This window comes from Streptomyces galbus (assembly GCF_005280195.1).
Classification (GTDB): Bacteria; Actinomycetota; Actinomycetes; order Streptomycetales; family Streptomycetaceae; genus Streptomyces; species Streptomyces galbus.
The window spans coordinates 245,737-263,898 of sequence record NZ_SZPR01000018.1 but is presented as its reverse complement, the minus strand read 5'-3'; the positions used below and the strand labels follow the sequence as shown (position 1 = coordinate 263,898).

The 18,162-nt window shown below is 73.6% G+C and carries 19 protein-coding genes; 9 read left to right on the top strand and 10 right to left on the bottom strand.

Annotated elements, in window-relative coordinates; translation table 11 throughout:
- Window positions 1-243 precede the first annotated feature (243 nt).
- Window positions 244-894 (bottom strand): HAD-IA family hydrolase, encoded by a 651-nt coding sequence (locus E4U92_RS22400; RefSeq protein WP_137302223.1) that lies wholly within the window; start codon window positions 892-894, stop codon window positions 244-246.
- A gap of 91 nt (window positions 895-985) precedes the next feature.
- Here E4U92_RS22400 and E4U92_RS22395 point away from each other — a divergent pair, with 91 nt between their 5' ends.
- Window positions 986-1,345 (top strand): hypothetical protein, encoded by a 360-nt coding sequence (locus tag E4U92_RS22395; RefSeq protein ID WP_137302222.1) that lies wholly within the window; start codon window positions 986-988, stop codon window positions 1,343-1,345.
- A complete protein-coding gene (locus E4U92_RS22390) occupies window positions 1,326-1,784 on the top strand; it encodes a hypothetical protein (RefSeq protein ID WP_137302221.1) in 459 nt (152 codons plus the stop codon). Before E4U92_RS22395 ends, E4U92_RS22390 begins: the two co-directional genes overlap by 20 nt.
- Before the next feature lie 38 nt (window positions 1,785-1,822).
- Here E4U92_RS22390 and E4U92_RS22385 read toward each other — a convergent pair whose 3' ends face one another.
- The 3 genes from E4U92_RS22385 to E4U92_RS22375 all read right to left on the bottom strand — a co-directional run bounded on the left by E4U92_RS22385 (window position 1,823) and on the right by E4U92_RS22375 (window position 4,136).
- Window positions 1,823-2,320, bottom strand: a complete 498-nt coding sequence (locus E4U92_RS22385; RefSeq protein WP_137302390.1) for a GNAT family N-acetyltransferase — start codon at window positions 2,318-2,320, stop codon at window positions 1,823-1,825.
- A 45-nt stretch (window positions 2,321-2,365) separates the two neighbouring features.
- Window positions 2,366-2,872, bottom strand: a complete 507-nt coding sequence (locus E4U92_RS22380) for a sigma-70 family RNA polymerase sigma factor (RefSeq protein WP_137302389.1) — start codon at window positions 2,870-2,872, stop codon at window positions 2,366-2,368.
- Window positions 2,873-2,969: 97 nt separating this feature from the next.
- A complete protein-coding gene (locus E4U92_RS22375) occupies window positions 2,970-4,136 on the bottom strand; it encodes a glycerophosphodiester phosphodiesterase (RefSeq protein WP_137302220.1) in 1,167 nt (388 codons plus the stop codon).
- A 356-nt stretch (window positions 4,137-4,492) separates the two neighbouring features.
- On the opposite strand from E4U92_RS22375, the gene E4U92_RS22370 reads away from it, so the two are divergent.
- On the top strand, window positions 4,493-5,164 hold the full coding sequence (locus tag E4U92_RS22370; protein WP_137302388.1) for a lysophospholipid acyltransferase family protein: 672 nt from the start codon (window positions 4,493-4,495) through the stop codon (window positions 5,162-5,164).
- A gap of 157 nt (window positions 5,165-5,321) precedes the next feature.
- Here the strand turns inward: E4U92_RS22370 and E4U92_RS22365 are convergent, their stop codons facing one another.
- From E4U92_RS22365 to argH, 4 genes are all read right to left on the bottom strand, one after another.
- A complete protein-coding gene (locus tag E4U92_RS22365; protein ID WP_137302219.1) occupies window positions 5,322-6,845 on the bottom strand; it encodes an MFS transporter in 1,524 nt (507 codons plus the stop codon).
- Complete coding sequence (locus tag E4U92_RS22360) at window positions 6,842-7,390, bottom strand: TetR/AcrR family transcriptional regulator (protein ID WP_137302218.1); 549 nt, start codon at window positions 7,388-7,390, stop codon at window positions 6,842-6,844. The genes E4U92_RS22365 and E4U92_RS22360 overlap by 4 nt, the downstream gene beginning before the upstream one ends.
- Before the next feature lie 80 nt (window positions 7,391-7,470).
- Window positions 7,471-8,442 carry an aldo/keto reductase gene (locus E4U92_RS22355; protein ID WP_137302217.1) on the bottom strand — a complete coding sequence of 324 codons (972 nt, stop codon included), beginning with the start codon at window positions 8,440-8,442 and terminating at the stop codon, window positions 7,471-7,473.
- Between the two features lie 58 nt (window positions 8,443-8,500).
- Entirely contained in the window at window positions 8,501-9,928 is a 1,428-nt protein-coding gene (gene argH / locus E4U92_RS22350; RefSeq protein WP_137302216.1) for an argininosuccinate lyase, read from the bottom strand.
- Between the two features lie 231 nt (window positions 9,929-10,159).
- Here argH and E4U92_RS22345 point away from each other — a divergent pair, with 231 nt between their 5' ends.
- The 3 genes from E4U92_RS22345 (at window position 10,160) to E4U92_RS22335 (ending at window position 12,419) form a co-directional block, all read left to right on the top strand.
- Window positions 10,160-11,002: a hypothetical protein gene (locus E4U92_RS22345; protein WP_174863977.1), complete on the top strand. Its 843-nt coding sequence runs from the start codon at window positions 10,160-10,162 to the stop codon at window positions 11,000-11,002.
- 118 nt (window positions 11,003-11,120) lie between these two features.
- On the top strand, window positions 11,121-11,708 hold the full coding sequence (locus tag E4U92_RS22340) for a pyridoxamine 5'-phosphate oxidase family protein (RefSeq protein ID WP_137302215.1): 588 nt from the start codon (window positions 11,121-11,123) through the stop codon (window positions 11,706-11,708).
- Between the two features lie 3 nt (window positions 11,709-11,711).
- Window positions 11,712-12,419, top strand: coding sequence for a L,D-transpeptidase family protein (locus E4U92_RS22335; protein ID WP_137302214.1), 708 nt, complete (start codon window positions 11,712-11,714; stop codon window positions 12,417-12,419).
- Window positions 12,420-12,448: 29 nt separating this feature from the next.
- Here the strand turns inward: E4U92_RS22335 and E4U92_RS22330 are convergent, their stop codons facing one another.
- The gene (locus E4U92_RS22330) at window positions 12,449-13,936 is read right to left on the bottom strand and encodes a sensor histidine kinase (protein ID WP_137302213.1); all 1,488 of its coding nucleotides are present in this window, start codon (window positions 13,934-13,936) and stop codon (window positions 12,449-12,451) included.
- 24 nt (window positions 13,937-13,960) lie between these two features.
- Complete coding sequence (locus E4U92_RS22325; RefSeq protein WP_137302212.1) at window positions 13,961-14,701, bottom strand: response regulator transcription factor; 741 nt, start codon at window positions 14,699-14,701, stop codon at window positions 13,961-13,963.
- Between the two features lie 150 nt (window positions 14,702-14,851).
- On the opposite strand from E4U92_RS22325, the gene E4U92_RS22320 reads away from it, so the two are divergent.
- From E4U92_RS22320 to E4U92_RS22310, 3 genes are all read left to right on the top strand, one after another.
- Window positions 14,852-16,207, top strand: a complete 1,356-nt coding sequence (locus E4U92_RS22320) for a ferredoxin reductase family protein (RefSeq protein ID WP_137302211.1) — start codon at window positions 14,852-14,854, stop codon at window positions 16,205-16,207.
- 6 nt (window positions 16,208-16,213) lie between these two features.
- A complete protein-coding gene (locus E4U92_RS22315) occupies window positions 16,214-16,687 on the top strand; it encodes an FMN-binding protein (RefSeq protein WP_137302210.1) in 474 nt (157 codons plus the stop codon).
- A gap of 76 nt (window positions 16,688-16,763) precedes the next feature.
- Window positions 16,764-18,146 (top strand): ferredoxin reductase family protein, encoded by a 1,383-nt coding sequence (locus E4U92_RS22310; protein ID WP_168725174.1) that lies wholly within the window; start codon window positions 16,764-16,766, stop codon window positions 18,144-18,146.
- Window positions 18,147-18,162: the final 16 nt, after the last annotated feature.

Sequence of the window (18,162 nt, the reverse complement as noted above, 5' to 3'; positions counted from 1 at the left end):
ACGTGAGCGGGCACTCGCTTCGGGGCGCGAGGCTCAGGTGGTGCGGGGGCCCTCTAGCAGGCACACATTCGGCGCGTGCGACACATACAACGAGCACCGGGCGTCATGGTCGCCTCGGTCGCAAGGGTGCGGCAGCTCGTCGTGGTCATGCGATCAGTAAAGCAGACGGACGGTCCTGACACGGCACGGCTGTCCGCATTGCGGACAGCCGTGGACAGGTGCCGGGACGGCGGCGGACGGCCCTCAGGCGCGGACGGAGATCTCGATCCCGGCCGCGGTGACCTGCACCGACAGGGCCGACAGGTCGGCCACCACCAGGTCGGCGTCGAGCTCCTCGGCGCGGTGGGTTGTGGCCAAGGCCACGGTGGTCATGCCGGCGGCGCGGCCGGCCGCGAGTCCGGCCGGGGCGTCCTCGAAGACGACACAGCGGGCCGGGTCGACGCCCAGGTGCCGGGCGGCGAGCAGGTAGGGCTCGGGGTGGGGCTTGCCCCGGGTGACCTCGTCCGCGGTGACCAGGGTCTTGGGGCGGATGCCCACGGCGTCGAGGCGGGCGGCGGCCAGGCGGTGGGTGGCGGAGGTGACCACGGCCCAGCGGTCGGCGGGCAGGGCGTCGAGCAGGTCCCGGGTGCCGGGCAGCAGCTCCACTCCCCCGTCGGCCACGTCGTCCACCTCCAGCCGCTCGACGCGGGCGACGGCCTCGGCGACCCGGTCGGCGGGCAGCAGGTCGCCGACGATCTCCACGGCGGTGCGGCCGTGCAGGGCGATCCCGGCGAAGTCCTCGGCGCTGACGCCGTACTCGCGTGCCCACCTGCTCCAGCAGCGCTCCACCGAGGCGAGGCTGGAGACGAGGGTGCCGTCGTTGTCGAACAGGAGGGCGTGCGCGTGGATCGTCATGACCTCGACCCTACGCCCAGTGGTCTAGACCCTGTGGCGGCGGACCGGGGGCGGCGGCGGTGCGGCCCCCGCACCGTAATAAGGTCACCCCATGGTCGATGCCCTGACGCTGGTGACCGGTGTCGCCGCGCTGCTGCTCGCCGCGTGGTGCGGCTGGGCGGCCTACCGTGACGAGCCGACGAAGGACTGGCACTTCATCGGGATGGCCGTGGTCTCGGCGCTGGCGCTGCTGCAGCTCGTGATCGGGATCGTGCAGCTGGCACGGGGCGAGAAGCCGGACCAGGGCACGACGATCTTCGTGGCGTACCTGCTCGGCGCGTTCGCGTGCGTGCCCGCGGCGGGCTTCATGTCGCTGGGTGAGCGCACCCGCTGGGGTTCGGTGACCGTGGCCGCCGGCGGTGTGGTGCTGGCGGTGCTGGAGGTGCGGCTCTATGACATCTGGGGAGGCTGAGGTGGCGACGGGGGACGGGCCGGCCGGGAGGTCCAGGCGGTTGACCAGCGGACCGGGGACCCTGCTGGTCTGGCTGTACGGCGTGATGGTGGTCGGCGCGGTGTCGCGCTCCGCGTACCAGATCGCCACCGAGTTCGACCGGGCGCCGCTGGCGTACTCCCTGTCGGCGGTGGCGGGCGTGGTCTACGGCTTCATCACCTACACGCTGGTGCGCGGGAGCGAGGGCGCCCGCCGGGCGGCGCAGGTGTGCTGCGCCGCCGAGCTGGCCGGCGTGCTGATCGTGGGGACCTGGACCCTGATCGAGCCGTCGGCGTTCCCCGACGCCACGGTGTGGTCGAAGTACGGGATGGGGTACGTCTTCATCCCGGTGCTGCTGCCGGTGTCCGCCCTGTACTGGCTGCGCAGGTCGCGCGACCGGGAGCCCGCCCCCCGGGACTGACGGGACCCGCCCCCCGGGACCGGGGGGCGGCCGGTCCGCTAGGCGGTGGCCGCGTAGGTGCCCGCCTGCTTCTCCAGGACGATCATCGGGACGCCGTCGGTGCCCTGGGCCGTGCCCACCGTCTCGTAGCCGACGCGGCGGTACAGGCGCAGGTTGCCCTCGCTGCGGTGGCCGGTGTGGAGGCGGAACCGGGTCGCACCGCGCTCCCCTTCCAGGGCCGCCTCGGCCGCGCGCAGCAGCCGCGCGCCGATGCCGTGGCCCTGCAGGCGGGGGTGGACGCAGAGCTTGCCGATGGCGGCGGCGCCGTCCTCGGTGATCCGGCCGCGGACCGAGCCGACCACCTCGTCGCCGAGGCGGGCGACGTACACGCAGTCGGCGGCGAGTTCCTCGCGCACGGAGTCCAGGCTCTGGACGAGCGGGTCGATGCGGTAGTTGCCGTACAGCGCCGCCTCGCTCTGGAAGCACAGGTACTGGAGCCTGAAGATCTGCTCCGCGTCCTGCTCGGTCGCCACCGAGATGGTCACGCTCATGCCCATGTGCGCACGCCTCCCGCTCACCTGATCACCTGTTGTCCCCCACTCCTATCCCCGCCCCGTTCGCGCCGCAACCTCCGGTGCCAGCAATCGCCGCAGACATCCCAGACATCTGGAGCGTTCCGGTCCGAGGGAGCCCTGTGAGATACCCAACTCCCCCGCGATCTCCCGGTAGGTCGGGTCCCGCGGGGACAGCAGCGCCTCGATCAGCCGCGGGCAGCGGCCCGGGAGCCGGCGCACCGCCGCGCGCAGCGCGCGCCCCCGCGCGGCGGCCAGCGCGAGCTGCGCGGGGTCGCGGTCCCCGTCGTCGGCCGGGTCGCCGGCGTACGGGCGTTCCCGGCGGTGGGTACGGCGGGTGCGGCGGGCCTCGGCGCGCACGGCCCGGCGCAGCCAGCCGTGGGGGTCGGCCGGGGGCCCGTCGGCCCGCAGGTGTTCCAGGAGCCGCAGCCAGACGGCCTGTTCCAGGTCCGCGGGTTCGGTGCCGGTGGCGTGCGCCTCGGCCGACGCCTCCGCGGCGAGGAGGGGGCCGAGCCGGACGAGCAGGTCGTGGGTCACGTGGGGCACGACGCGGCCGCCCGGGCGGTGGGTTGCCCGGACGGCCGGCTGTCACTCGATGGGGGTCCGCGCGGGGCTGTCCGCGCGGGACGCGGGGTCAGCCCCGCAGGAACTCCTGGCGCGCGAGCAGGCCCGTGTCCGGGTTGTCGGTGAAGACCCCGTCGATGCCGGTGGCGAAGTAGGCCCGGAAGGCGCCGAAGGCGTCGCCGTACCCGTCGGCGTCCGTGCCCTTGCGGAACTCCGCGGGCAGGAACGGGTTCTCGTTGCGCATGGTGTACGGGTGCAGGATCAGGCCGACCGCGTGGGCGTCCTTCACCAGGCCGGTCGGCGTGGTGAGCCTGCCGTTCGCGTCCCTCGGGACGACCAGGTCGAGGGTGGGGCCGATGCCCTGCGCGTAGGAGGCGATCTCCCGCAGGCCCTGCTTGGTGACGAGGTCCGCGACCGTGCGCGGGTCGCCCGTCTCGACGAAGTCCCACGGGCGGCTGCTCGCGCCGGACAGCAGCACGACCAGGGGGTTGTCGACCAGCTTGTTCAGGCGCTGGATGCTGGTCGGCTCGAAGGACTGCAGGATGACCGGCGAGGTGCGCCTGTCCTTGCCGTGCTTGCGCAGCAGCGCGGCGACGCGCTCCTCCAGGCCGAGGCCGAGCTTGCGGAAGTAGGTGGGGTGCTTGGTCTCCGGGTAGATCCAGACCTGCTTGCCGCGCCTGCGGGTCTGCTCGTCCTGCCACCTGAGGACCTCCTCGAAGGTGGGGATCCCCCAGTGTCCGTTGTAGAGGGTGTTGTGCGGCCGGTTGGCGGGGATGCGCTCGACGGCGCGCAGGGTCTTCAGCTCGGCGAGCGTGAAGTCCTCGGTGAACCAGCCGGTGGTGGGCACGCCGTCCAGGACCTTGGTGGTGCGGCGGCCGGCGAACTCGGGGTGGTCGGCGACGTCGGTGGTGCCGCCGATCTCCGGCTCGTGCCGGCAGACCAGGTGGCCGTCCTTGGTGGGGACCAGGTCGCCGGCCTCGACGATGTCCGCGCCCAGGTCCAGGGCGAGCTGGTAGGAGCCGAAGGTGTGCTCGGGGCGGTAGCCGCTGGCGCCCCGGTGACCGATGACCGTCGGCACCGGCAGGCTCTTCAGGCCGCCGCCGGTGTGCCGGGCCCCGGTGGCCCGTGCCGTGCCCGGCGCGCCGAGGACGGCTCCGGTCGCGCCCACGACGGCGGCGCCCAACAGGGCCCGTCGTCCGGTGCCGCGCGTCTGTTCGTTCGACTCCTGCGTTCCCATGGCGCCTCCTGCCGTCGGCTCGTGCGGTGCGCGCCGATCGTAGGGGCGTGAACATGACCGACGGGAGGCGTCGGGCCGAACGGGCCGCTGCCGGGGCATGGCGCGTGGTGGTACGAACGGCTGACGGTCCGTCGGAATCGGGTACGGCCGGACGGGTACCCGAGGAGCGAGGAGAACGCGACGTCCGTCACACGTTCCGGCCGGGTGACGGCGGGGTTGCGGAGCGCCGCCGCAGGTAAAGGTGCGTCAATACCTCGTAAGACGCGGGTGAACCCGATGTGCGTCACCCCCCGGCCCGCGAGTATCGTCCTCACCTGCACAGACTCATACTGAACCCCTTGACATCGGAGGGCCCGTTGTCCCGCTTCGTGCTCATCAAGGCAGTGCTCGGACCGATCATGCGCCTGATGTTCCGCCCCCGGGTCGAGGGCGTGGAGCACATCCCGGGCGACGGACCGGTCATCCTGGCCGGCAACCACCTCACGTTCATCGACTCGATGATCCTGCCGCTGGTGTGCGACCGCCAGGTCTGCTTCATCGGCAAGGACGAGTACGTCACCGGCAAGGGCCTCAAGGGCCGGCTGATGGCCTGGTTCTTCACCGGCGTCGGCATGATCCCGGTGGACCGCGACGGCGGCAAGGGCGGGGTGGCCGCGCTGATGACCGGGCGCCGCATCCTGGAGGAGGGCCGGGTCTTCGGGATCTACCCCGAGGGCACGCGGTCGCCCGACGGGCGGCTGTACCGGGGGCGCACCGGTATCGCGCGGCTGACGCTGATGACCGGTGCGCCGGTCGTGCCGTTCGCCATGATCGGCACGGACAAGATCCAGCCGGGCGGGTCCGGGATGCCGCGGCCGTGCCGGGTGACGGTGCGCTTCGGCGAGGCGATGGAGTTCTCCCGCTACGACGGGATGGACCGCGACCGGTACGTGCTGCGGGCCGTGACGGACTCCGTGATGACCGAGGTCATGCGGCTGTCGGGGCAGGAGTACGTGGACATGTACGCCACGAAGGCCAAGGCGGCGTAACCCTCCGGGGGTTGGGCCGGGGGGCTACGGGGAGTGCCGGTTGTCTTTCGGGTGCGGGTGCGTTGTGGCCGGTCGCGCAGTTCCCCGCGCCCCTGGGTGGGGGCGGTGACGGCCGGTCGCAGCATTGCCCCGGGTCAGGTCCCCTGGGTGGGACCACTCACGCTCCGGTTTCGAGGCGCTGGTTCCTCAGGAGGAACCAGGCCGCTGCCGCTGTGATCAGGAGGACCGCCGCTCCCGCGCCCGAGGCCAGGTGGAGGCCGTGGACGAAGGCTTCGCGGGCCGAGGTCAGCAGGGTGTCGGCGGTGGGCGCCGGCAGGTGCGACGCCGCTTCGACCGCTCCGCCCAGTGACTCGTGCGCCCCGGCCGGCGTGCCCGCCGGTGCGGTGAAGTCGCGGTAGGCGCCCGTCACGATGGAGCCCAGGACGGCGATGCCCAGGGCGGCGCCCAGTTCGTACGCCGTCTCGGAGACCGCCGAGGCCGCGCCCGCCTGGTCCTTGGGGACCGAGGAGAGGATGACGTCGGCCGTCACGGTGAAGGAGAAGCCCGCTCCGACGCCGACGACCAGCAGGGCCGCTCCCAGCAGCGGGTAGCCGGTGGACGCGTCGATCACCGTGATCACGGCCAGGGCCAGCCCGATCGCCGCGAGGCCGCCGGAGACCACCGCGCGCACCGAGAAGCGGCGCGCGGCACGGCCGGCCACCAGGCCGGCGGCCACCGCGCCGATCGCGGCGGGCAGTTCGGCCAGCCCCGCCTCGAACGGGGGCCGGTCCTGGACCAGTTGCAGGAACTGCGACAGGAAGAACACCAGCCCGGACAGGCCCAGGACGGTCAGCAGGTCGGCCAGGACCGCCCCGGAGAAGCCGCGGTTGCGGAACAGCCGCATGTCCAGCAGCGGCGACGGCAGGGTGAGCTGGCGTCGTACGAAGCCGTACAGCGCGGCGGCGCCCAGGACGCCGGCGCCCAGGGTGGGCCAGGCGAAGCCGTGGGCCGCGGCCTCCTTCACCGCGTACACCACGGCGATCATGCCGACCAGGGACAGCAGCACGCTGGGCAGGTCCCAGGGGCCCGGGTGGGGGTTGCGGGACTCGGGCAGGGTGCGGATGCCGACCAGGACCAGCACCGCCATCACGGGCAGGTTGATCAGGAAGACCGAGCCCCACCAGAAGTGCTCCAGCAGGAAGCCGCCGACGATCGGGCCGACCGCCGTGCCGGCCGAGGCCGCCGCACCCCAGATGCCCACGGCCAGGCTGCGCTCGCGCGGGTCGTGGAAGAGGTGGCGGATCAGGGCCAGGGTGGCCGGCATCAGGGTCGCGCCGGCGACGCCGAGCAGGGCGCGGGCCGCGATCATCGTCTCGGGCGTGCCGGCGTAGGCGTTGAGGACCGAGATCGCGCCGAACGCCGTGGCGCCGCAGAGCAGGATCCGCTTGCGGCCGATGCGGTCGCCGAGGCTGCCCATCGAGACCAGCAGACCCGCGATGACGAACGAGTACACGTCGCCGATCCACAGGAGCTGGGTGCCGGAGGGCTCGAGGTCCTCGCTGATGTAGGGGGTCGCGAGACCGAGGACGGTCGCGTCGACGGCCACCAGCAGCACGGCGAGCACCAGGACGGACAGCGCGAGCCAGCGGCCCGGGCGCTTCACCGCCTCGGTCGGGTGCGCCGGCTGCAGGGTGCTGGTCATGGTTCCTCTCTCCGTAGTGCGCCGCCGAGCAGCAGCTCGACAACCATGTGGGTGAAGTCCTTGGGGGCGACGCGTCCGGCCTGGGTGGCCCAGGCGCAGGAGGCGACGAGGCCGTAGAGCGCCTCGGTGAGCCAGGCCGGGCTGAGGTCGATGCGGAACTCCCCGCTCTGCTGGCCGCGTACGAACACGGTGGCGATGCGGGTGTCGAGCCGCGCCCAGGGTTCGTCGCCGCCGTCCTCCCAGAGCTGGTTCTCCCCGTAGAGGAAGGCGAGCAGCCCGGCGGCGGGTTCGATCTCCCGCACGAGCCTGCGCAGCGCGTCGCCGGCCGGCCCGTCGTCCAGCCGGGCCCGGTCGAGCGCCGCTTCACACTCGGCGACACCGAGCGACTCCAGCGCGCGCACCAGCGCGTCGCGGCCGGCGAAGTGCCGGTGCAGGGTGGCGCGGCTGATGCCCGCGGCCCTGGCGACCTCGTCCATGGTCGCGGTGGGGGTGCGGGTCAGCAGGGCGGCGGCGCTGCGGAGCACCTGGTCACGGTCGACAGCCATGAGACGAGTGTAGCTCACGTGAGACACGATTGTCTCACCGTGGGCATGGGTGTATCAGCAGGGGTGGTGCGGAGGGGTTCTCAGTGCCAGGGGAGCTGCGCGCGCCGCTCCCAGTACGCGCCCGGTTCCTCGGCGAGCGTGGCCAGGCGGGCGAGCTGGTCCTCGTCCAGGTCGACGGCCGCCGCGTGCAGGTTGGAGGCGAGCTGCGCGGCCGTGGCGGCGCCGGACAGGACGACGCCGGCCCAGGGCTGCCGCAGGACCAGGGCGAGGGCCACGGCGTCGCAGCCGAGGCCGGTCTCCTCGGCCACGGCCCGCAGGGCGGCCGGGGCGTACGGCTCCGCGAGACGGCCGTTGGCCATGCCCTCCTTGACGATGACGGTCAGCCCCGCGTCGTGGGCCTGCGCGAGGGCGGGGCCCGCGGAGGTCTCCAGGGCGTTGTACGTCGACTGCACGGTCCGGAAGAGGGGGGTGCCGTCGACGGTCACCTCCAGGGCGGCGCGGATCGCGTCGGCCTGGGCGGGACCGCTGGTGGAGAAGCCGACGGTGAGACCCGCCGCGGCGGCCTCGGCGAGGCGCGCGTGGAGCTCCTTGTCGGTGAGGGCGGGGCTGTCCGGGGTCACCGAGTGGATCTGGTACAGGTCGAGGCGGTCGCCGAGCAGGGCGTCGGTCTCGGCGCGCTGACGCTCGTACGTCGCGAGGCTGTGGTCCTTGACCTCGTGCGTCTCGGCGTCCGCGGACCAGCCGGCGGTGTAGGTGTAGCCCCACTTGCTGCCGACGACGACGTCGGTGACGTCGGGGCGGGCGGCCAGCCAGTCGGCGAGGAACTCCTCGGAGCGGCCGTAGGACCGGGCGGCGTCGAGGTAGCGGACGCCCTGGGCGTAGGCGGCGTCGAGGAGTTCATGGGTGCGGGCCCGCAGGGCGTCGACGCTGCGGTCGGCGGGCAGGTCGCGGTCCCGGCCGAGGGTGATGTAGCCGGGCCGTCCGACGGCGGCGAGGCCCAGCCCGAGGTGGCAGGTGGGCGTCGTGGCGGTCGCGAGACGTGCGAAGGGCATCGCGGGCTCCGTTCGGTCGGGCGGGTGCCGGACCAACGTAACCCGCGACGCCCCGGGTTCACTTCTTGGCGTTCGCCCACTCCTGCTGGGCCGCCACGTCCGCCTTGACCTCGGCCAGTTGCACGGCGACGGCGCTCGGGGCCGTGCCGCCGCGGCCGTTGCGGGAGGCCAGGGCGCCGGGCACGTTCAGGACGGTGCGGACCTCGGGGGTCAGATGGGCGCTGATCTTGGCGAACTGCTCGTCCGTCAGCTCGTCCAGCTCCTTGCCCTCGGCCTCCGCGGCCTTGACGCACTCGCCGGCCACCTCGTGCGCCACCCGGAACGGCACGCCCTGCTTGACCAGCCACTCGGCGATGTCGGTGGCCAGGGAGAATCCGGCCGGGGCCAGTTCCTCCAGCCGCTCGCGGTGCACGGTGAGGGTGGCGAGCATGCCGGTGAAGGCGGGCAGCAGCACCTCGAGCTGGTCGCAGGAGTCGAAGACCGGCTCCTTGTCCTCCTGCAGGTCGCGGTTGTACGCCAGGGGCAGGGCCTTCAGCGTCGCCAGCAGGCCGGTCAGGTTGCCGATCAGGCGGCCGCTCTTGCCGCGGGCCAGCTCGGCGATGTCCGGGTTCTTCTTCTGCGGCATGATCGACGAGCCGGTGGAGAAGGCGTCGTGCAGGGTCACGAAGGAGAACTCCTTCGTGTTCCAGATGATGATCTCCTCGGCGATCCGGGAGAGGTTCACGCCGATCATCGCGGTGATGAAGGCGAACTCGGCGACGAAGTCGCGGGACGCCGTGCCGTCGATGGAGTTGCCGACGCTGCCGTGCTCGAAACCGAGGTCCTGGGCGACGGCCTCCGGGTCCAGGCCCAGCGAGGAACCCGCCAGGGCGCCGGAGCCGTACGGCGAGACGGCCGTGCGCGCGTCCCACTGGCGCAGCCGCTCGGCGTCCCGGGACAGCGCCTGCACGTGCGCGAGGACGTGGTGGGCGAACAGCACCGGCTGGGCGTGCTGGAGGTGGGTGCGGCCGGGCATCGCCACGTCCGGGTGGGCCTCGGCCAGGCCGATCAGCGCCTCTTGGAGGTCGGCGACCAGACCGCCGATGACGCGGGCGTGGTCGCGCAGGTACATCCGGAAGAGGGTGGCGACCTGGTCGTTGCGGGAGCGGCCCGCGCGCAGCTTGCCGCCCAGGTCGGGGCCCAGGTGCTCCAGCAGGCCCCGCTCCAGGGCGGTGTGGACGTCCTCGTCGGCGATGGTGCCGACGAACGCGCCCGAGGCCACGTCGGCCTCGAGCCGGTCCAGCCCGGCGAGCATGCGCTCCAGCTCGTCCTCGGTGAGCAGGCCGGCCTTGTGCAGCACGCGTGCGTGGGCGCGCGAACCGGCGATGTCGTAGGGCGCCAGCCGCCAGTCGAAGTGGACGGACGCGGACAGCTTGGCCAGGGCCTCGGCGGGGCCGTCGGCGAAACGGCCGCCCCAGAGCCGTACGTCACCGCTGTTGCTGCTCACTTGCGCTGCTCCTCACCGCTGCCGGTCACCACGTTGTGTGCATGAGTATGCAGAGCTATGCATGATTCGTCAATTCACGCCGGGGGTGCCGCGCCGGCTCCGCCGGAGGAGATCCGGGTTTTCGCAACAACGTTGAACAACCTTGAACAACTGCAAGCGCTTGCCCGTACTCACCGCTGGACGCAGGCGCCGCGTCCGTCCACCCGCTCCTGACCCAAGTGAGGCTTCCGCATGTCCAGGGCTCTCCCCCAGTACAACAAGCGCCGCGTGGCGATCGTCGGCGGCGCCGCCGCTCTGGCCCTGACCGGCGCGGTGGTGGTGAACTCAGCGCTGGCCGGGGAACCGGGCCGGGGTGGCGCCGCCGACGCCCGGACGCTCGCCGCCGGCCCCGGCACGATCACCTGCCCGGACGTCGCCTCCCGCCTCCCCGCCGTGCCCGCCTCCGCGAAGGCCGAGGTGGACCGCAACCTCGCCCTGCTCAAGACCCAGATCGACGAGGCCAACACCCGCCTGGTGAAGACCGTCGGCCAGGGCGGACCCGACTTCGTCCAGAACGCCATCCTCGGCCCCCTCAAGGACAAGCGCGTCTCCACCATCGACCGCATCGCCCTCGCCATCGGCCGCAAGGGCACCAAGCCGCAGGGCCTCGACGCCCTGGCCGGGTGCGCCCTCGGCACCGGGGGCACCGGCGCGGGCGGCGCGGCGACCCGGACCCCGGGCGGCCAGGGCAACGCGGGCAACGCGGGCGGCAACGGCAGTGGCACCGCGGGCAACACCGGCCCCGGCACGATCACCTGCCCGGACGTCGCCTCCCGCCTCCCCGCCGTGCCCCCCTCCGCGAAGGCCGAGGTGGACCGCAACCTCGCCCTGCTCAAGACCCAGATCGACGAGGCCAACACCCGCCTCGCCAAGACCGTCGGCCAGGGCGGACCCCACTTCGTCCAGAACGCCATCCTCGGCCCCCTCAAGGACAAGCGCGTCTCCACCATCGACCGCATCGCCCTCGCCATCGGCCGCAAGGGCACCAGGCCCCAGGGCCTCGACGCCCTGGCCGCCTGCACGTCGAACCGGTGACGTGACAGGCCGGTGGCCGCCCCGCAGGAAGCGCCGGCCGGGGCGGCCACTGGGGTGCGGGGAAGCGATCGGCCAATTCCTTAGACAGGCGAATCATCTGCCCCGATAATCGTTAGACATGGGAAAGACTTACGAGCGCATCGACGGCAGACTCCGCACGTTCATCGAGTCCCAGCCGGTCTTCTTCACCGCCACCGCACCCCTCTCGGGCGACGGCACCGTCAACCTCTCCCCCAAGGGCCTCAAGGGATCCTTCGCCGTGCTCGACGAGCACACCGTCGGCTACCTCGACTTCGCGGGCTCCAACGCCGAGACCATCGCCCACCTGCGGGAGAACGGGCGGATCACGCTGATGTGGTGCGCCTTCCAGGGGCCGCCCAACATCGTGCGGGTGCACGGGCGCGGGGAGCCCGTCTTCCGCGACGACCCCCGCTTCGGCGAGCTCCTCGCCCACTTCCCCGGCATCGACCCCACGCCGCACGGCCTGCGCGCCGTCATCCTCGTGCACGCCGAACTGGTGCGCGACACCTGCGGCTACGCGGTGCCGTTCATGAGCTACGACGCCGAACGCGACCTGCACGCCAAGCGGTTCGCGCGCGAGGACGACGCCTCGCTCGACGCGTACTTCACCAAGAAGGACCACATCGCGACCAGCCTGGACGGACTACCCGGGCTGCCGTTGCCGCTGCCGCCCTCTACGGTCTGAGGCATGCGCCCCGGTGCCGTCGCCCTCGCGTCCCTGTCCCTCCTGCTGCTCGGCGCCGCGCCCGCCGGTGCCGCCGGGGCCCCGCCGCCGCTGCCCGCGCGGATGCGCGACACCGGCGGCGGCACCCAGCTCGTCACCGCCGTGGCCGCGCGCACCGGTTCGACGTCCGGCACCGTGACCTGGTGGGACCGGGTGGGCGGGCGCTGGGTGAAGGCCGGGTCGGCGTCCGCGCGGTTCGGTGCGAAGGGGCTCGTCGAGGGGACGAAGCGCCGGCAGGGCACCAGCACGACGCCGACCGGGCTGTACGACCTGCCGTTCGCCTTCGGCACCGGGGCGGCACCCCCCGGGACGCGGTACCCGTACCGGGCCGTGCGGCAGAGCTCGTGGTGGTGCGAGGACAACGACTCGCGGTCGTACAACCGCTGGACCGACCCGCGTCCGGCGGACTGCCGGGCGGCGGAGTCGGAGCACCTCGTCTCCTACCCGGCGCAGTACGCCCACGCACTGGTCATCGGCTTCAACTACCGCACGCCGGTGCGCGGCCGGGGCGCCGGGATCTTCCTGCACGTCAACGGGCGCGGCGCGACGGCCGGTTGCGTGTCGGTGCCGGCGGCGGACATGCGGCGGATCCTGCGCTGGGCCGATCCCGCGCGCGGGCCGCACATCGCCGTGGGGACGACGGGCGGGGCGACCGCCGTCACCCGGTACTGACCCGACCACGCGCCTGCCCGGTCAGGGGCTCACGCGGTCTGCGACACGGCGAGCCGCACGGTGAACGTCGTCGCGCCCGGACTGCTTCCCACGGACACGCTCCCGCCGTGCGCCTCGACCACCGCGGCGACGATCGACAGGCCGAGTCCCGCACCGCCGCCCGAGCCGTCCGGGCGGCGGCGGTCGGCCCGGGTGAAGCGCTCGAAGACCGAGGGGCGGACGTCGTCTGGGATGCCGGGGCCGTCGTCGTGGACGGTGAGGACCGCGGTGCCCTCCTCGGTGCGCAGGGTCACCGTCACCGCCGTGCCCACGGGTGTGTGCAGCCGCGCGTTGGCCAGCAGGTTGGCCAGCACCTGGTGGAGGCGGTGGGTGTCGCCGGGGACGGTGACCGGTTCCTCCGGCAGGTCCAGGGTCCAGCGGTGGCCGGGTCCCGCGGCCCGCGCGTCGGTGACGGCGTCCAGGACCAGCCGGGTGAGGTCCACCGCGCCGCGCTCCAGCGGGCGGCCCGCGTCCAGCCGCGCCAGGAGCAGCATCTCGTCGACCATCTCCCCCATCCGGCAGGACTCCGCCGCGATGCGCTCCAGGGCCCGGGCCACCTCCGGCGGCACCGGGCCCGGGTGCAGCAGGGCCAGTTCCGCGTGGCCGCGCACCGAGGCGACCGGGGTGCGCAGTTCGTGGCTGGCGTCGGCGGCGAAGCGGCGCAGCCGTTCCTCGCTCGCGTGGCGCTTGGTCAACGCGTCCTCGACGTGGCCCAGCATCCGGTTGAAGGCGCTCGCCACCCGCCCCACCTCGCTGCGCGGGTCCGACTCGGGCGCCCGGGGCGGCAGGGCCACCTCCCCGCTGGCGAGGGGGAGTTCGCTGACCCGGGTGGCCGTGGCCGCGACCCGGCTGAGCGGGCGCAGCGACCAGCGCACCCACAGGGCACCGGCCACGCCGGTGACCGCGAGCGCGACGCCGAAGACGCTGCCGGCGACCAGTTCCAGCCGGTGCACGGCGGCCTCCACCGGCTCCAGCGGCAGCCCGGTGATCAGCACGTCGCCGTCCAGGCCCCGGCCGGCCGAGACCCGGTAGTCGTCCAGGGCGGACAGCTGCACGCTGTGACCCCGGCCGTCGACGGGCACGGCGGCCAGGTGCCGCGCGTCCCGGGCGGTCAGAACGACGTTCAGGTCCGCCGTCACGTCGCCGGAGCGGACCACCGCCGCGTTGGTGACCCGCCCGTCGACCAGCCGGGCGCCGAAGGTGCCGGTGGCCTGGCGGCGGGTGTCGCCGCGTTCGTCGCCGTCGTGGTCGTCGCGGTCGCCCGGGAGCCGGCCGGTGTGCTCCAGGCTCGCAGGGAACCGGGTGCCGACGTCGCTGAGCTGCTGGTCGACGCGGCTGGTGAGGAAGCGTTCCAGCTCGACCACGGCGGCCACGCCCACCGCCGCGCAGCTCACGGCGAGCAGCACCACGAGCCCGACGGTCAGCCGGGCCCGCAGGGTGCGCGGCCAGCCGGGCCGGGCGAGCCGGACGGGCCTCATCGGGCGGACCTCATCGCACGGCCCTCACGGGGTGACCGGCTTGAGCACGTAGCCCGCCCCGCGCACGGTGTGGATCATCGGGTCGCGGCCGGCGTCGACCTTCTTGCGGAGGTAGGAGATGTACAGCTCCACGACATGCGCGCGGCCGCCGAAGTCGTAGGACCAGACGCGGTCGAGGATCTGGGCCTTGCTCAGGACGCGGCGGGGGTTGCGCATCAGGAAGCGCAGGAGCTCGAACTCGGTCGGGGACAGTTCGACCAGCTCGCCGCCCCGGGTGACCTCGCGGGCCTCCTCGTCCATGACCAGGTCGCCGACGACCAGCCGGGGGCCCTCGTCCGGCTGGCGGGCCATGCCGGCCCGGCGCAGCAGGCCGCGCAGCCGGGCGACGACCTCCTCCAGGCTGAAGGGCTTGGTCACGTAGTCGTCGCCGCCCGCCGTGATCCCGGCGATGCGGTCCTCGACGGCGTCCCGCGCGGTCAGGAACAGCACGCAGACGTCCGGCTTGACGGCGTGCAGGTCGCGCAGCACGGCGAAGCCGTCGGTGTCGGGCAGCATCACGTCGAGGACCACCGCGTCGGGCAGCAGCTCGCGGGCGGCGGCCAGCGCCGAGGCGCCGTCGCCGGCGGTGCGGATCCGCCAGCCCTCGTAGCGCAGGGCGCCGGAGAGCACCTCGGCGAGGTCCGGGTCGTCGTCGACGACGAGCACCCGCAGCGGGGTGCCGTCGGGGCGGGTGAGGGCGGGGCGCCCGGAGCGGGTCGTGTTCATGGCTGCTACCAGCATCGCGCCTGCGCGGTGCCCGCAGCCTCTGGGGTGGCTCTGAGTTTCCTCTGAGTCCGTGCCCAGGACCGGCCGCTCAAAGGCCCCTCAGAGGTTCGGTCCGCACAGTGGCGGGCGACGAGGCGAAAGGACCGGCCCATGACCACCGTGTACGAGCGACGAGGAACGGCCCCCTGCCGGGCCGCCCGGCGGCCGCGCTCCCCCGCCGGTCCGCTGCTGGCCGCGCTGTGGGCGGGGGCGGCGGCCGTGGTGGCGCTGTGGTGGTCGGACACCGGGTCGGTGGCCGGCGCGGCCGGCTGGCTGACCGGGGCCGGGCGGATCGCGGGGCTGCTGTGCGGGTACGCGTGCGCGGTGCTCGTCGGCCTGATGGCGCGGGTGCCGCTGCTGGAGCGGCGGGTCGGCTCGGACCGGGTGGCCCGCTGGCACGCGATGAGCGGCCGCTACACGGTCTGCCTGCTGGTGGCGCACGTCGTGCTGGTCCTCGCCGGGTACGCGGCCCAGGACCACCGCTCACTGGTCGCCGAGACGCTGACCGTCGTCCTGGACTACCCCGAGATGCTCAAGGCCACCGCCGGCACCATGGTCCTCCTCGCGGTCGGCGTCACCTCGGTGCGCGCGGTGCGCCGCCGTACCGGCTACGAGTTCTGGTACTACGTCCACCTCCTCACCTACGCCGCCGTGTTCCTCGCGTTCGGCCACCAACTCGCCCTCGGCGACGACCTGGCCGGCGAGCCGGTGGCCACGGCCGCCTGGTACGCGCTGTACGTCGGCACGGCCGCGCTGGTCCTGTGGTTCCGGGTGCTGGTGCCGGTCCGGCTGAACCTGCGGCACCGGCTGCGGGTGGAGTCGGTGCAGCCGGAGGCGCCGGGCGTGTACTCGGTCGTCGTGCGCGGGCGGCGCCTGGACCGGCTGGACGTGCGGGCCGGGCAGTTCTTCCGCTGGCGCTTCCTCGGCGCCCGGCTGGGCTGGACGTCGACGCCGTACTCGCTGTCGGCGCCGCCGCGCGGGGACCTGCTGCGGATCACCGTGAAGGCGCTCGGCGGGCACAGCGCGGCCGTGGCGCTGCTGCGGCCCGGCACGCGCGTGTGGGCGGAGGGCCCGTACGGCTCGCTGACCGCCGACCGGCAGAGCGCGCCGAAGGCGCTGCTGGTCGCGGCGGGCGTCGGCATCACCCCGCTGCGGGCGCTGTTCGAGACGCTGCCCGGCGAGGTCACGCTGCTCTACCGGGCGCACGGCGCCGAGGACCTGGCGCTGGGCGGCGAGTTGGAGGCGATCGGCCGGTGGCGCGGCGCGCGGGTGCTGTACGCGCTCAACGACGAGCACGGCCGGCGCCCCCCGCTCACCGCCGCGTCGCTGCGCGCGGCCGTCCCGGACCTGCCCGGCCACGACGTCTACGTCTGCGGGCCGCACGGCTTCGCCCGGGACGTGTACGAGGCGTTGCGCGCCGCCGGTGTACCGGACCGGCGGATCCACCACGAGTCGTTCGAACTGTGAGGCGTCGTGCACCCGTTGAGGAAGACCCGTCCCCTGCGCCGGACGGTGCTGGCGTGCGCCGGCACCGTGTCGGCCTTCGTCCTGCTGCTGTCGCTCAAGCCCCACAGCCCGCCGGAGGTGACGGCGGCACCGGCGCCGTCGAGCAGCGCGAGCGCGCCGGGCGGATCAGGCGGGTCCGGGTCCGGTGGAGGGAGCGCGTCCGGCACGCGGACCGTCACCGGCGAGCCGGTGCAGACCCGTTGGGGCCCGGTCCAGGTCCGTGTCACCGTGACGGACGGGAGGATCACGGACGTCACGGCGGTGACGTACCCGCGGGACAACCCGCGCGACCAGCAGATCAACTCCTACGCCCTGCCGGAACTGCGCAGCGAGGCCCTGCGCGCGCAGAGCGCGGACATCGACACCGTGTCGGGCGCGACGTACACGAGCGACGGTTACCGCGAGTCACTCCAGTCCGCGCTGGATGCGGCGGGCCTGTGACCCCGGCGGCTCGCTGAACACTCCCGCGTCGCGGCACGTATTCGTGGTCCAAGGGTCAAGTCCCCCCGGAGGAACCGTGACCACCACGATCGCAGGCGGACGTGCCGCCCGCCGCCAGACGATGCGCCGCATCCGCCCGCGCCGCTCCCCCGCCGTCCCGCTGCTGATCGCCGTGTGGGCGGGCGCGGCGGGCGTGCTGTGGCTGTGGTGGGCCCACACCCCGTCCATCGCGGACGACGACAGCCGGATCCTCAACGCGGGCCGGATCACCGGACTGCTCGCCGGCTACCTGATGGCCCTGGTGGTGCTGCAGATGGCGCGGGTGCCCGCGCTGGAGCGGCGGGTCGGCTCCGACCGGGTGGCGCGCTGGCACGCGATGAGCGGCCGCTACACGCTGTGCCTGGTGGTGGCGCACGTGTTCCTCATCATGTGGGGGTACGCGCTGCAGGCCGGCAAGTCGCTCGGCGACATCGTCCAGCAGACGGTCGACTCCGTCGACCAGTTGCCGGACATGGGCAAGGCGGCCGTCGGCACCGGACTGCTGCTCCTCATCGGGCTGGTCTCCGCGGGCGGGGTGCGCCGCCGGATGCCGTACGACACCTGGTACCACGTGCACCTGATGACGTACGCGGCGGTGTTCCTGACGTTCTGGCACCAGATCACCACCGGCAACGACTTCGCCGTCGAGCCCGCCGCCAGGACCGCCTGGTACGCGCTGTACGGCACGGTCACCGCGCTGGTCCTGTGGTACCGGATCCTCACCCCGATCCGGCTGAACCTGCGCCACCGCATGCGGGTCGAGGCGGTCATCGAGGAGACGCCCGGGATCGTGTCGGTGCTGATCGGCGGGCGCAAGCTGCACCGGATGGGCGCGGAGGCGGGGCAGTTCTTCCGGTGGCGGTTCCTCGCGCCGGGGATGCGGTTCAGCTCCCACCCGTACTCGCTGTCGGCGGCGCCCCGCCCGGACCTGCTGCGCATCACGGTCAAGGCGATCGGCGACCACAGTGCCGCCCTGCGCGAGCTGCGGCCGGGCACGCGCGTGTGGGCGGAGGGCCCGTACGGCGCCCTGACCGCCTCCCGGCGCAGCCGCGGCAAGGTGCTGCTGGTGGCCGGCGGGGTGGGCATCACCCCGATGCGGGCGCTGTTCGAGACGCTGCCGGGTGCGGCCGGGGACATCACGCTGCTGTACCGGGCCAACAGCACACAGGACCTGGCCCTGTGGGACGAGCTGGCGAAGATCGCCGACGAGCGCGGGGCGCGGCTGATGTACGCGGTGAACAGCCCGGACGGGGAGCGGCCCGACATCTCGGCGGAGTCCCTGCAGCGCAAGATCCCCGACATCGACCACCACGACGTCTTCATGTGCGGCCCGGCGGGCTTCGCCCGGTCGGTGTACGACGCGCTGCGCGGCGCCGGGGTGCCGGCCCGCCGCATCCACCACGAGTCGTTCGAGATGTGAGCGCCGGTACGTCCTT